Origin of the sequence: Rhodanobacter sp. Root561 (assembly GCF_001427365.1) — a bacterium.
Taxonomy (GTDB): domain Bacteria; phylum Pseudomonadota; class Gammaproteobacteria; order Xanthomonadales; family Rhodanobacteraceae; genus Rhodanobacter.
Genome location: NZ_LMGH01000010.1, coordinates 377,230 through 389,891, shown reverse-complemented (window position 1 = coordinate 389,891; position 12,662 = coordinate 377,230). Strand labels below are relative to the sequence as shown.

At 63.0% G+C, this 12,662-nt stretch carries 14 protein-coding genes; 13 read left to right on the top strand and 1 reads right to left on the bottom strand.

Features of this window, described 5'->3' with window-relative positions:
* Positions 1-34: 34 nt before the first annotated feature.
* The 13 genes from ASD55_RS08305 (at position 35) to ASD55_RS08255 (ending at position 9,301) form a co-directional block, all read left to right on the top strand.
* Entirely contained in the window at positions 35-286 is a 252-nt protein-coding gene (locus ASD55_RS08305; RefSeq protein WP_056765137.1) for a hypothetical protein, read from the top strand.
* A complete protein-coding gene (locus ASD55_RS08300) occupies positions 283-570 on the top strand; it encodes a hypothetical protein (protein ID WP_056765134.1) in 288 nt (95 codons plus the stop codon). The genes ASD55_RS08305 and ASD55_RS08300 overlap by 4 nt, the downstream gene beginning before the upstream one ends.
* On the top strand, positions 567-788 hold the full coding sequence (locus ASD55_RS08295) for a hypothetical protein (RefSeq protein WP_056765131.1): 222 nt from the start codon (positions 567-569) through the stop codon (positions 786-788). The genes ASD55_RS08300 and ASD55_RS08295 overlap by 4 nt, the downstream gene beginning before the upstream one ends.
* 91 nt (positions 789-879) lie before the next feature.
* A complete protein-coding gene (locus ASD55_RS18395; protein WP_157598920.1) occupies positions 880-1,506 on the top strand; it encodes a hypothetical protein in 627 nt (208 codons plus the stop codon).
* Positions 1,507-1,673: 167 nt separating this feature from the next.
* Positions 1,674-1,898 (top strand): AlpA family phage regulatory protein, encoded by a 225-nt coding sequence (locus ASD55_RS08290; RefSeq protein WP_056765128.1) that lies wholly within the window; start codon positions 1,674-1,676, stop codon positions 1,896-1,898.
* Positions 1,895-2,221 carry a helix-turn-helix domain-containing protein gene (locus tag ASD55_RS18830; protein WP_235577759.1) on the top strand — a complete coding sequence of 109 codons (327 nt, stop codon included), beginning with the start codon at positions 1,895-1,897 and terminating at the stop codon, positions 2,219-2,221. Before ASD55_RS08290 ends, ASD55_RS18830 begins: the two co-directional genes overlap by 4 nt.
* Positions 2,208-2,648 (top strand): hypothetical protein, encoded by a 441-nt coding sequence (locus tag ASD55_RS08280; RefSeq protein WP_056765125.1) that lies wholly within the window; start codon positions 2,208-2,210, stop codon positions 2,646-2,648. Before ASD55_RS18830 ends, ASD55_RS08280 begins: the two co-directional genes overlap by 14 nt.
* Positions 2,638-4,197 (top strand): DUF3631 domain-containing protein, encoded by a 1,560-nt coding sequence (locus ASD55_RS08275; RefSeq protein WP_056765122.1) that lies wholly within the window; start codon positions 2,638-2,640, stop codon positions 4,195-4,197. Before ASD55_RS08280 ends, ASD55_RS08275 begins: the two co-directional genes overlap by 11 nt.
* Entirely contained in the window at positions 4,194-4,598 is a 405-nt protein-coding gene (locus ASD55_RS08270) for a hypothetical protein (RefSeq protein WP_157598918.1), read from the top strand. Before ASD55_RS08275 ends, ASD55_RS08270 begins: the two co-directional genes overlap by 4 nt.
* Complete coding sequence (locus ASD55_RS08265; protein ID WP_056765116.1) at positions 4,598-6,703, top strand: hypothetical protein; 2,106 nt, start codon at positions 4,598-4,600, stop codon at positions 6,701-6,703. Before ASD55_RS08270 ends, ASD55_RS08265 begins: the two co-directional genes overlap by 1 nt.
* Before the next feature lie 28 nt (positions 6,704-6,731).
* Positions 6,732-7,220 (top strand): HGGxSTG domain-containing protein, encoded by a 489-nt coding sequence (locus ASD55_RS18045; RefSeq protein ID WP_082542696.1) that lies wholly within the window; start codon positions 6,732-6,734, stop codon positions 7,218-7,220.
* A gap of 649 nt (positions 7,221-7,869) precedes the next feature.
* Positions 7,870-8,478, top strand: a complete 609-nt coding sequence (locus tag ASD55_RS18825) for a hypothetical protein (protein ID WP_235577758.1) — start codon at positions 7,870-7,872, stop codon at positions 8,476-8,478.
* Between the two features lie 169 nt (positions 8,479-8,647).
* Positions 8,648-9,301 carry a response regulator gene (locus ASD55_RS08255; RefSeq protein WP_056718622.1) on the top strand — a complete coding sequence of 218 codons (654 nt, stop codon included), beginning with the start codon at positions 8,648-8,650 and terminating at the stop codon, positions 9,299-9,301.
* 73 nt (positions 9,302-9,374) lie between these two features.
* Here ASD55_RS08255 and ASD55_RS08250 read toward each other — a convergent pair whose 3' ends face one another.
* Positions 9,375-12,596 (bottom strand): Rne/Rng family ribonuclease, encoded by a 3,222-nt coding sequence (locus tag ASD55_RS08250; protein ID WP_056765113.1) that lies wholly within the window; start codon positions 12,594-12,596, stop codon positions 9,375-9,377.
* Positions 12,597-12,662: the final 66 nt, after the last annotated feature.

The window sequence follows — 12,662 nt, the reverse complement described above, 5'->3', positions numbered from 1 at the left end:
CCGCCTTCCACAACCGTTCCAATGGAGAACGATCATGGCAACTGAGAGTGTAACGAACGAGAGCGTGCCCACCCCATTCTCCGGCAATGACGCCAGCGTGTACGTATCGCAGGCAATGGCTGTTGCTGATCTGCTGGCTATCGGCGATCACCGGCAATGCGCCCGCCAAACTGTGAACGAGGCGAGCATGCTGATCTTTATGCTGCTGGACGCGTCCCGCGAACTGGCCGAAGCAGAGCGGGCGGAGTTTCGCGCCAAGTTGTCGAAACAGGAGTCGAAGGCATGAGCGTCTTGGCGATCAACATTGAGAGCGGTCGCATCGGGCCTTGCGCAGCTTCGGACGCCGTTTCAATTCCGGTTCTGGGCTTCGCGAACGAGCCGGATGCAGAGATGCGCATGCTTCGGGATGACATGGCGAGATGCCTTGATCCCGTGCGCTCCATTTTGGATCGGCATGGCCTGGCCTTTGAGCAAGAGCTAGCGGTATACAACGCGATTCCGGCGGGGTTGAAAGCGGACGAAATACCGGTGGAAGTGCTGCTGATGGCAGTGTCGGATGCTCAGAAATGAGCGCGCAAATCATCCAGTTCCCCGGTGCTGTGACCTGTGCCGCTGTAGCCTCGAAAGAGTCGCATGAAGACGTGCGTGATCAACCCGATGAGCTTGCCGAAAGGTTCAACAACTTTCTGGTCAAGCGTGGGCTGGCGCGAAAGCCTGATCCATGGGGCCAGATGTTCAACGATCTGCTGGTAGCAATGGAGATCATTCCAAGCGAACCAAAGGGCTGATCACTTCAAGCCGCGCCTAGGCTGATCCCCGAAAACCGGGCACCTTCCCCGGCTGGCGCGGCACCTTATGAAGGGCACAGAGGTGTGTGCGATGAACCATGAGGACTTGCCCCCCGATCTTTCGGGCGTCCGATCTTTCAAGGAGCCAGCAAGAGCAGGCAGTTCAAACCGTATTGATTGGAGCTATTGGGCGAATCTTTCGCTAGTGGACTATGGCGACGCGTGCATTCTTTCTCGTGGTTTTGATCCAAGGGCAATCAAAGGAAACGCTTTGCCGAGCCATTTGGATGCCGAGCTGAAGCGCCTCGTTTCAATCGCCAAGTCTCATTTAGGGAGCCAATTGCCCGCTTACAGTACGGAGAACGACAGGTATTACGGAAGCCGTGAAACTGGTGTGCGGCTAGGGGAGTTTCGTACGTGGGGTGAGTCGTTGCCTATCCCCTTCACATTTCCAGAAGATTTTCCGAAAGCTTCGCCAAAAGTCACAGATGCGAGCGCGCACTCTTGGCCGTGGGGCACTCACGAGACTGAATTGCTGCGCAAGCTCGCAGAAGCGGTCAGGCGCTATTGGGTGAACTACGATCCGACTGACCCGAGTACCGCAAGCACCAATGAGACGGTTAAAAACTGGCTGAAACAACAAGGCGTCGCGGATCGGGCCGCAGAAGTGATGGCGCAAATTATCCGTGCAGATGGGCTCCGCCCTGGCCCACGCTAGGAAGTTACCCGCGCCTATGGAAACCCTGTAGCAGTGAGGTTTGCGGCAGTTGTCCGCGCCCATTTCTGAGTGTTGTCGCAGACAACTGCGCCTATTCAACGCATCGCTTGTGCGAACAATCTGCAGCCATGTTCAACGACGGCCGATAGCGGCCCAAGGAAAGCAACATGGCTGCAGCACTCCCCGAAACCGGCTATCTGCGCTTGCCGCAGATTGTCCGCATCCCCGCCACGAAGACGAAGTCGGAAACAGCCGGCATCTATCCCGTCAGCAGATCGACCTGGTGGGCTGGTGTTCGCGCCGGCCGCTACCCGCAACCCGTCAAGCTGGGTGCGCGCATCACGGCATGGCGCGTTGAGGATATCCGCGCGCTGATCGACTCCGCCGCATGAGCACGCCCCAGACACGACGAAACCCCGCGGCAACGGGGCTTCGAGATCGCACACAGAACATATCTGCTCAGCATCGTACCACCTACACCAGCGCCGCGGCGCAGCGTCTGCGCTTGCTGGCCCACCTGCGCCAAGAGGCGATCGACACCATCGCGGCGCGGCGTGATCTGAACATCATGATGCCGGCGGCTCGCGTGAAGGAGCTGCGCGAGGGTGGCCACAATATCCAGACGATTCGGGTGGACCGCTACGACGATCAGGGGCGCAAGCATCCCCGCGTCGCGGTCTATTCGCTGATCGGGGGTGGCCATGAGCGCCGCTGACCTGATCGGCCGCCTGGAGGGCGTCATCAAGACCGGCAAGGGCTGGCGCGCGCGTTGCCCAGCGCATGGCGGCAAGTCTGCCTCACTGGCGATCACCGAGGCCGACAACGGCACGCTGCTGGTGCACTGCTTCGCCGGCTGTCAGGTGCACGACGTGCTCGGCGCGGTGGGCTTGCAGGTGGGCGACCTGTTCGCACGGAAGGATCTGCGCAGCATGTCGCCCGCCGAACGCAGCCAGCTCCGACAAGCGGCGATGCTGCCCCGCTGGCGTGCTGCCTTGAGTGTGCTGGTGACCGAGGCCAGCGTGGTGCTGATCGGTGCCAACCAATTGGACGCCGGCGAGCCCTTGGACGATACCGACCTGACCCGGCTCCGTGTCGCGGCCTTGCGCATCTTCGATGCCCAGGAGGTGCTGCATGCACGCTGAGAGCTATAGCGCCAGCATCGACGATCTGGCTGCGCGCGAGGAGGCAGCCTTTCCAGATCCCGACCTGATCGAGCTGGCGCTGGGGAGGCTTACCACCGACCCCGGCGCGATCTTCGAGGCGGACGTGCTGGTCGCGTTGACCAAGGTTCGCCAAGACGACGCGGCACGCTATCAGCGAGTGCGCGCCGCGGCGAAGGCAGCGAAGGCCAGCGTGGGCGAACTGGACAAGCTCACCGCGACGAAGGATGACGGCGGCAGTGTCGAGGTCGTTGCCGAGGTGGAACCGTGGCCGGAACCGGTCGACGGCAGGCAGTTGCTTGCCGATCTCTGCGCCATCATCGGGGAGCACGTCATTGCCGACCCGCCGACCATCCGCGCCGCGGCCCTGTGGGTGGTGCACACCTACTGCATGGACGTGCTCACGGTGTCGCCGCTGGCGCACATATCCGCACCGGAAATGCGGTGCGGCAAGACGGTGTTGCTCACGGCGATGATGCGGCTGGTGTTCCGGCCCTTGTCGATTTCCAGCATCACGCCATCGGCCATCTTCCGCAGCGTGGAACTGTGGTCGCCGACGCTGGGCATCGACGAGGCAGACGCCTTCCTGAAGGACAACGAGGAAGCGCGCGGTCTGATCAATTCAGGCCTGTACCGCGAAGGCGCTTTTGTCATCCGCTGCGTGGGTGACGATCACACCCCAACGAAGTTCAGCACCTGGGCGCCGAAGATCCTGTGCGGCATCGGCAAGCTGGCCGGCACGATCGAGGATCGTTCGATTCCGCTGCGCATGCGTCGCAAGGTGGCCGGCGAGACAGCGGCCAATATCCGGCGATCTGACCCGCAGCCGTGGATGGATCTGCAGGCACGCCTCACACGTTGGGCGCGTGATCACCGGCACCGCATTGCATCGGCCCAGCCCGCACCCGCGCATGGCCTGGGCGATCGTGCACAAGACTGCTGGGAGCCGTTGCTGGCCATTGCCGATCTGGCCGGCAGTGAATGGCCGGGACTGGCACGGGCCGCGGCGCTGGCGCTTCACGGTGTCGAGGAAGAAACGCAGAGCATCAATGTCGAGTTGCTCCGCGACGTCGAGGCAGCATTCAAGGAACGTCACACCGGCCGACTGGCCAGCCGTGAGCTGCTGGACATCCTGACCCATGACGAGGAAGCACCGTGGGCGACGTGGAACCGCGGCAACCCGCTGACGATCCGCCAGCTCGCCGCGCGTCTTTCGGAGTTCGGCATCAAGCCGAAAACGACACGGCTGCCGAACGGCGACCGACTCAAGGGGTATGCCCTCGCCGACTTCGCAGACGCCTTCAATCGTTACCTTTCCGCCGAAGGGGGCAATTTATCCGTGACAGCGGGACAACCGCATAGCAGCGCGGTTTGTGAAGCATCGGCAACCGTGACGCCTGCCGAAGTGTCACCGATAGGAAATGCCCTAGAACCCGCATTGGATAAGGATTGTCACCGTGTCACGGATAAAAACACCCTCCCCGAGAAAAAAGAGGAAAGCAACACGGAACGGGAGGTGATCGACCTATGAGCGCCGTCGAACTAATCCGCCAGTGTCGTGCTGCTGGCATCCATCTTCAGGCCCGCGGCGAACGTCTGCATGTCGAGGCGCCAGCCGGCAGCGTCACTCCGGAACTGCGCCAGCGGCTCACCGATCACAAGGCCGAGTTGCTGGCACTGCATGCCATTCGCGCACGTCTGCTGGTGCTGGCCGTGAAGCTGGGCATTCCCCGCGCCGTGGTCGACGTGTTGCCGGTCGAGGAACTGGAAGCCGCCGCCGAACAAGCCGCCCTGTGCGAGGGCTACATGGATGGCAACGGCGATCCGCTCGCGCATGCCCTGCTGGTGTTCTACCTGCGCCAGTTAGTCGACCCGACACGATCCGAGTCCGCGGCAATTAATTTACCAACCCACGACAGGAACACACACTGATGCCTAAGTTCGAGATCACCGCTCCTGACGGAACGAAATACGAGGTCACTGCGCCCGATGGGGCAACGGAAGAACAGGCCATTGCCTACGCGCAGCAGCATCACGCGGGACAGCCGAAGACCACGCAGGCGCCACAGCAACTACGGGCCGATTTCAGCGACGTGCAAGGCGGCTATGTCGAGCCGCCACGATCGTTCGGGCAGGATCTTGGCCGCGCTGCGATCATGACCGGCCGCAACGTGGTGCACGGAGCGCTCGGCATTCCGGCGTTGCTGAATGATGCGGTATCAACTGTCGCTAACCCGATTTACAAGGCAGTCGGATCGAACTATCGCGAGGCTCCGTCAAACCAGACCATCGATCGATGGATGAACGGCGTCGGCATCCCGAACCCGCAGCCGGAAAACGCGACGGAACGGGTGGTCAGCGCCGTGGATCGTGGCGTGGCCGGGGCGGGCGGTTTCATCGGCCTTGGCAAGGCCGCCGTAGGCTCTGCAAGCCCGCTGCTTGCCGGTGTTGGCGAGTCCATGGCGGCACACGCCGGCAACCAGATCGCGAGCACGGCAACGGGTGCCGCATCGTCGGAACTGGCGCATGAAGCGGGGTATGGGCCCGGGGTACAGATAGCCGCTGGGCTGATTGGTGGCGCTCTGCCGTCCGCAAAGCAGATCGGGCAGGTAGGGTTTCAGGCCCTGTTCCGTGGTGGTGAAGCTGGGCGGCAGCGGGTTGCGCAGAATATCGCTGACTTTGAGCGCGCCGGCACCATGCCAACGGTCGGGCAGGCCACGCAGAACGCTCGCACGCAGGGTGCCGAATCGCTCCTGTCCAAGACGCCGGGCGCCGCCGGCCAGATGCGTAACGCCGCGCAGAATCAGGCCGATCAGGTGGCGCAGGGTATGGAGAGCATCGCTGGCCGATTGTCGCCCATGGCCGACCCGGTGAAGGCGGGCCGCGTGATCGAGCGCGGCATTTCCGGTGCTGGTGGGTTTCTCGACCGGTTCAAGGCGGAATCAGGTCAGTTGTACGACAAGCTCGACGATGTATTCCCGCCAAACACGCCCATCTTCGCCAACAATACGGAAAGCGCGCTGGCGAAGCTGACGACTCCGACGGGTCGCATGGAGGCAACATCCGGGCAGTTCATCGACTCGAAGATGGACAAGCTGCGCCAAGCGCTTGGCGATGATCTGGATTGGAACGCCATCATGGGTCGCGGACGGACATTGCCATATCAGGGGTTGAAGCAACTGCGCAGCCGGATCGGCGAGAAACTGGCAGACATTGGCTTCGGCATGGGTGATGGCTCCATTGCGCGCTCCGATCTCAAACGGCTGTATGGGGCGCTTTCGCAGGACATGTCTGATGCGGTGAAAAGCGTGCCCGAGGCGCGCCGAGCCTGGAACCGCGCCAATGCCTACTACGCCGCTGGACAGTCACGCATCGACGCCCTGGCCCGCGTGGTCGACAAGAATGGCGGCCCCGAAGCGGTGTTCAACGCCGCCACGTCCGGCACGAAGGACGGCGCCACCACGCTGCGCACGGTCATGCAGAGCCTGAAGCCCGACGAGCAGAAGGTGCTTGCGTCGACGGTGATACGGCGGCTTGGCAAGGCAACACCAGGTCAGCAGAACGCCGCGGGCGACGAGTTCAGCATGTCGACGTTCCTGACCAACTGGAACAAGCTTAGTCCTCAGGCGAAGGCCAATCTGTTTGGCCGATTCGGCAAGGGGTTCAGCGATGACATGGACGCCGTGGCGCGCATGGCGGCCAACGTGCGGCAATGGTCGAGGGTGTTTGCCAATCCATCGGGGACGGCGACGGCTGGATTTCAGCTTGGCACGACAGGGGCATTCATCATGTCCGCACTCACGGGCCACCCGGGAACGGCGGGAGGCATCGCGGCCGGCGCGGTGTCCGCCAACCTCGCGGCCCGCCTGATGACGAACCCCGCTTTCGTGCGATTCCTCAGGCGTAGCATCGACGTGCCGTACAACGGACAGATCCCGAATCTGGCCAATCTGTACCAGATGGCGAAAGGGAATGACGATCCGGACTTGAAAGCCGCCGCCGATCTGCTGAATCAGGCCAGCCAAACAGGCCGATGACCATGCAAGCCAAGAGAGGTGCGGTCATATGAGCGAGCCTGAGAACAGGACAGAACAGGATGCCGCCAGCATCGCGCGCGCGCGCGATGACTGCGGAAACGCCGGGCGCAAAACCCGGAAACTGGAACAACAGCGGGAACGGCGGCAGCGGTATCCCCGGATCGACTACTACCCCAGCGACGCGGCCCGCGCCGTCATCATGGCGAACACCGGTAACCGTTTGGGCGGCGACTTCAGCAGCGTGATCAATCGCTTGATATTGCACATCACTGCCGAGCACCGGAATAAACTGACGCCATCTGCGCGCGCGAACAACTTAGGTAGCACCAGGGCGAATGACTTAGCCGCATTGCTGCGCGTTCCATGCGGCGCACGTCGCCGCCGCGACGGCCATCCCTGCGAAGCCCTAAGCGTGCCCGGTAAGCGCCGCTGCAAGTGGCATGGCGGGTGTTCCACTGGCCCGCGTACTGCTGAGGGTAAGGCGAGGGTGGCGGCGAACCTGCGCAAGCCCGGGTGACCGCAACCCTCGGACGGCAATTGCAAACTAGTGATGTTCTGGTGTTGAGCGGCTCCAAAAGCCATGATTCAGTCGCACAGTGCGATTAAGTGTGATCGTGCATGCGAAGCCGTCAGCACTGACGCGCCAATTTCCAAAGTAGAAAGGAATGGAAATGACCGGACGGAAAAGGGGAGCTATGAAATACGCGATCATCTTTCTCGTATTTATAGTGGCTTCTGTGGCAAACGCGGCTGAGCATGGCCATACACAAGCGAGTTCCGACGCGGCGGCCGTATATCGATGCACAGGTCCTGATGGCAAGGTGACGTACGCCAGCGCGCCGCGGACTGGATGTGTCGTGGCATTCACATACGCGACCGCCAAAGCGAAGGCCGGGCTATCGACAGTTTTTGGCCTTGGGCAGGCGTCTTGCGGGTCCTACTTGCAGGCCCGATCACAGTGGCAGCGTCCTGGAGTTTCCGACGCCTACACCCATTGGCTCGCCGGCTTTGCCTCTGGCGTGAGTGCGCAGCGAGGGCGAGAGATCGCTACTGACTTCCCCGGGATGGAGGAATGGATTAAGCGGTACTGCGGAAAAGACCCGACCATTCCTCTGATTTCTGCTGCGTGGGCCTTCTTCCATGAGACAGGCAAATAACAGCATATCGTGAGTAACTTTGTGAGTAACTTTCCAGACGGCCGTCCGCATGGCTTGGTATTGCTGGCTTTTCGTTGCCCCTCTTGGCACCAATTGAATGGTTTCGACAAACCTGTCGAAACGACAAACGGAAGAGCCGCCCTTTGGGCGGCTTTTCCGTTTGCGTGCGGACTTCACCAGTCGATGGTGCAATTCGAAGAAGCTGCTGCGGCGTTTTGCGCACACTCATCGTGGGCGTCGGCTGACATCATCTGGCGCGTCGCCATGTCACATTCCTTTCCAGTCGGGCACGGCATTCGCTGGCCGGTCAGCGGCACGTTTTCGGGCCTCACTGGAAGGGGAGTGATTGTGATGGTGACGATCCTGCTGAAGCCATTGGCAAACGGGGGCTGGAGCATCTGCCGCCATCACATCACCTTGTTCAGCGATCTGCAGCTGGGCGCTGCGATCAAGCTTGCACGCGAAATGGCACGGGACGAGTTTCAGCGCCTTGGCAGGGAAATTCGCGTAGAGATGCCCGGACCGAGCTCCACCCTCGTCCTGGCGAGTTACACCCATGGCGCGGCTACGCTCGCGCAGGGGACCACCGGTCAGGGCCGGGGCGTGCTGGCCGCCTGAGCCTGTTGACGGATACCGGACACGCCGACTGCAACGCGCGGAGGGAGGGGGCGCGCGGCTGGACTGGCCGGGCGCAAGGATCGCGCCGGCGGTTCATGGGCCATGAGGCCACTTGCATTGGCGTACCATGCAGCCTAATTTCAAGCAGCCCTACCAAGGAGGGAGTCAAGTGATCAATGTGGTCCTGGTGGACGATCACGAGCTGGTGCGCACCGGCTTTCGAATGATCCTGCAACAGCAGTCGGACATTCACGTTGCGGGCGAGGCGGGCACCGCCGAGGAAGGGCTGCGGCTGATCCGCACCCTGAGTCCGGACATCGCCCTGGTCGACGTGCACATGCCGGGCATGAGCGGGATCGAGCTCACCGAGCGCGTGTGCCGGTCAAAACTGTCCACGCATATCGTGATCGTGACCGTCGTCGACGATGCGCGTTTTCCCAAGCGCCTGCTTGACGCGGGGGCACTGGGCTACCTGACCAAGGGGTGCAGTGCGGACGAACTGGTTTCGGCGGTACGCCAGGTTGCCGGCGGCAGGCGCTATCTCGCCCCGGCCGTTGCCCAGCAACTGGCCCTGGCCACCCTCGATGGCAGCGCTTCGCCCTTCGATACGCTGTCCAGCCGCGAGCTGGAGGTGGCGATGATGCTGGTTCGGGGCAAGCCGCTGACGATGATCGGCGAGCAGCTCAATTTGAGTCCCAAGACCGTTTCCACCTACAAGCAGCGACTGATGGAAAAGCTCCACGTGGACCACGTGCTGAGCCTCGCCCATCTGATGACGGTGCATGGCTTGATCGATACGCCGAATCATCACGTAGGCAACTGAAGCTCCCGGCAACGGAAGCCTGATGCGAGGACAAAAAAAACCGGACTTTCGTCCGGTTTTTCTATTGCCGCAATCAGCCTTGCGCGTCGCTTTTGTCGTGCGGGACCGGTGCAGGTTCTTCCGTGTCTTCGATGGCCTTGTCCGTCACCGTGACGTGACGGGGAGGCATGCCCAGCAGGTCACCTTGCTTGGGCATCGGAAGGGGAGCGGACACCGCCTCGGTGGCGGTCGCCGGCCCGGTCTGCTCCGCCGCCACCGGTGATGCGGGCGTGCTGGATGCCGCCGCCGGCTTGGGGCTGGTCGAATCAGTGTTCGGGAAACCGGAGGCCACTGGCGCAGCCGACGTGGGCTTCTCGACCGGAGTCGCCGTCATCGTGGAGGCAGGAGCTGTCACCGCCGCAACCGCAACCTCGACGGTGGTTTCCTCGGCAGGCTGTGCCGCCGGTGCGACGATGGCGTCACTTGAAGCACCCGCGTGCGTGGACGGCTGGCTGACGGCTGGCGTCACCGCTGGTGTTTCAACGGCCACGAACCTTGCTTCGGGCGAAGCTTCTACGTCAACGGTTCCCGCCAACGTCTTTTCCTGGTCAAGCCTGGCTGCCAGCGTGCTGGATGGGGTCGTTGCGGGCCTGGTTTCGGCCACTTCAACCTTGACGGCATGCTGATCGGTGCTGCTGTTTGCCGGAGCCGGTTCGTCCTGGAGCGGAATCGGCGGCAGCGCAGGCAGGTTAAAGGCAGTTACTGCGCTGATCACAGCCGCAGGTGTCTCCAGCGTCGACTGGCCTTCTGTCACACCAGACGCAGAGCTTTCATGGGTCGGGCGGGCCGATGCCTTGGCCTGATCCGCGGCGCCAGTCCTGACGTTAGCGGCATCCGTGGATACGCGTTCGGCAATGCCCGCCTGAGTCGCCACGGGCGTGGGTGCCAGGGCGCTTTCTTCGCGGTCCTCGTCGTCCAGCGCCTCGGCCTGCTCGCTGCTGATATCGGTTCCATTGGCACCGGCTTCGTCATGACGACGGCGACGACGGCCACCGCGCCGACCGCGCCGACGCCGCGACTGGGCACCTTCGGTATCCGCCGCGCCTTCTTCGGACGAGGGCACCGCTGCCTCGGCAACGGGCGTCACCAGCAACTCGGCTTCCTTGGCCACCTTGTCCATCGGGGCCGCAACAGGACGCTGGTTTTCCACGACGCGCGGCTGGCGCTCATCCTTCGGCTGCTGTTGCGGATTGGGCTTGCGCTCGGCCCGGGGCGGAGCGTTCTCGGCCGGAGCCTTGGGCTGGCGTTCCGCCCTGGCAGACTGGGTTTGCGCCTGCGGTGCCGGTCGCGACTGGGATTCGTTGTTGCGCTGACGATTGCTGCGCGCCTGTTGCTGAGCTGCCGACTTCGGCGAGCCTTGCGGTGGTGTCGTTTCGCGACGTGGCTGGCGGGCCGACGTGGCACTGGGGCCGTTGCCGTTGCGGTTGCCACGTTCGTCGCGACGACTGCGGTTGCCGTTCTCGTTGCCACTGTCGCTGCGCGCCGGAGCAGGGGAGGTCGCCGCCGGTGCTTCCGGACCACGGAACCAGCCCAGCAAACGGGCAATGACGCCGCCGGCGGGAGCACTGCGCGTTGCCGTGGGTTCTGCCGGGCTGCGACGGGGCGCGGTCGGTCGGCTGGGCGCCGGGGCGGCCGCGACTTCCTCGCGCACCGGGGCCGGACTTGCCGGAAGCACGCCGCTGACTGCCGGCTGCTCACCGCTGCCAAGGGCCTGGCCCATCTTCGGCAATTCGGCGGTTTCCACCGCGGTCAGCATTTCGTAACTGGGCTTGCTGTGCTCGCCCATGTCCGCTTCGCGGATGCGCTGGATCTCGATGTGCGGGGTCTGCAGCTTTTCGTCGGCGATGATCATCACGTGCACCTTGTGGCGCAGTTCGATCTCCACCACGCTGGCACGCTTCTCGTTGAGCAGGAAGTTGACCACGCTGGAAGGCGCCTGCACCAGCACCTGGCCGGTGTTGTCCTTCATCGCGTGTTCTTCGATCAGGCGCAGGGTCGACAGCGACAGCGATTCCACGCCGCGGATATGGCCGTGGCCTTCGCAACGCGGGCACGTGATCTGGGTCGCTTCGCCGAGGCTGGGGCGCAGGCGCTGGCGTGACATCTCGAGCAGGCCGAAGCGGGAGATGCGGCCGATCTGCACGCGGGCACGGTCAAGCTTCAGTGCTTCCTTCAGGCGGTCTTCCACCTCGCGCTGGTGGCGCGGGCTGTCCATGTCGATGAAGTCGATCACGATCAGGCCGCCGGCGTCGCGGATGCGCGCCTGGCGGGCGATTTCCACCGCGGCCTCGCAGTTCGTGTTGAACGCGGTTTCCTCGATGTCGCTGCCCTTGGTCGCCTTCGACGAATTCACGTCGATCGCGGTCAGCGCCTCGGTCTGGTCGATCACGATCGAGCCGCCCGACGGCAGGCGCACCTGGCGGTCGAACGCGCTCTCGATCTGGGTTTCGATCTGGTAACGGGTGAACAGCGGGGTGTCGTCGCGGTAGAGCTTGAGCTTGCGCAGGGCGTTCGGCATCACCTGTTGCATGAAGTCGCGAGCGTCGTTGTAGAGCGACTCGTCGTCGATCAGGATCTCGCCGATGTCGCTGCGCAGGTAGTCGCGCAGGGCACGGATGAACAGCTTCGATTCCTGGTAGATCAGGAACGGCGCCTTCTGCTTGCCGGCCGCCTCGGAGATCGATTTCCACAGCTGCAACAGGTAATCGAGATCCCACTGCAGCTCTTCGGCATCGCGACCCAGGCCGGCGGTGCGCACGATCAGGCCGACATCGTCCGGCACGGTGACGTGGTCCAGCGCTTCCTTCAGGGCCTGCCGGTCTTCACCCTCGATCCGGCGGGACACGCCGCCGGCCTTCGGGTTGTTCGGCATCAGCACCATGTAGCGGCCGGCCAGGCTGATGAAGGTGGTAAGAGCGGCGCCCTTGTTGCCACGCTCTTCCTTTTCCACCTGCACGACGACTTCCTGACCTTCCTTGATCAGTTCGCGGATGTTCGCCTTGTGCGGGTCCAGGCCGTTGGTGAAATATTCGCGGGAGATTTCCTTGAGCGGCAGGAAACCGTGGCGTTCGGCGCCATATTCAACGAAGCAGGCTTCCAACGAAGCCTCGACACGGGTGATTCGACCCTTGTAAATATTGGACTTTTTCTGTTCCCGCGAAGGGATTTCGATGTCCAGGTCGTACAGGTTCTGGCCATCGACAATGGCCACGCGCAACTCTTCACGCTGAGTCGCGTTGATCAACATACGTTTCATGGTGGTAATCCTCGGCTTGGCCGCGCGTCGCGTGCCGCGGTGGCGCCACAGTGGCGGCCTGCCGGG